The sequence below is a fragment of the Streptomyces botrytidirepellens genome, assembly GCF_003721215.1.
In the GTDB taxonomy this organism is placed as follows: domain Bacteria; phylum Actinomycetota; class Actinomycetes; order Streptomycetales; family Streptomycetaceae; genus Streptomyces; species Streptomyces himastatinicus.
The window spans coordinates 1-1,041 of sequence record NZ_RIBZ01000428.1 but is presented as its reverse complement, the minus strand read 5'-3'; the positions used below and the strand labels follow the sequence as shown (position 1 = coordinate 1,041).

Below are 1,041 nucleotides of genomic sequence, written 5' to 3'. Positions count from 1 at the left end.
GCCTCGCGCTCGGCGCGCGCGCCCCGGTCGAGCGCGTCGGCCCGCCCCGCGAGCCCCTTCACGCGCTCCTCATGCGTACGGGCCTGGAGCCGCGCCTCCATCTCGGTCTGCCGCGCGTTGGCGCCGTCCGCGGCGAGCCGGTCCCGTACGGAGGTGTCCGGCTCCTCCTCGCCCGGCTGCTCCTCGGCCACCGCCAGCCGCTCGGCCAGCTCCTCGGCCTCCTCGGTCGCCTTCTCCAGCGCCTCCTCGGCCCGAGCGGCGGCCGCGGCCGACCGCTCCGCCTCCCCAGCCGCGCCCCGGGCCTGCCCGGACAGCCGCCCGAGGGACTGCGCGACCTGCGACTTCTCCCGGTCGGCCGCGCTGCGCCGGGCCGCCAGCTCGTCCACCAGCGCCGCGCACTCGGTACGCCGCTCCTTCGCCGCGCGCTGCGCCCCGGCCAGCTCCTCGCACCGTACGGCCAGCTCCTCCAGCTCCGCCGCCGCCTCGTCGACCGACGCCTGCACCTCCAGCAAGGTGGGCGCCCCGGCGGACCCGCCCTGCGCGAAGTGCGCCCCGAGCAGATCGCCGTCGGCGGTGACCGCGGTCAACTCGGGGTGAGCCCGGACGAGTTCCTCGGCCTCCTCCAGCGTCCCGACCGCCACGATGCCGTCGAGCAGCCGCCGTACGGCCCCCACCAGCCCGGCGGGCCCGTCCACCAACTCCCCCACCCGCGGCGGACCGTCGACGGTCCCGGGCGCCCCCGGCACGTCGCCGGGCGTCCGCGTGCCCGGCACGGCCGCAGCGGCTGCGCCCGGTCCCACGCCACCGCCCGCCTCGGGCACCGCCGTGTGGACTCTGTCCCCTGCGGCCGTGGTGACGTCGGCGGCCTGGCCGGACGGCTCACCGGCAGCGCCGGAGGGCGCATCGGCACCGGGCGTCCGCGTGCCCGGAACCACACCGGCGGCACCCGGCTCCGTACCCGGAAGGCCCGGCGTGCCGACGGCGGTGGCGGCCTCGCCGGGCGGGGTGCCGTCCGCGTCGGCGGCGGTCCGCGTGCCCGGG

General features: G+C 79.9%; 1 pseudogene. It reads right to left on the bottom strand.

What is annotated here, in order from left to right:
* Nucleotides 1-1,041 (bottom strand): annotated as a pseudogene (locus EEJ42_RS31365) (AAA family ATPase); the annotation flags it as partial.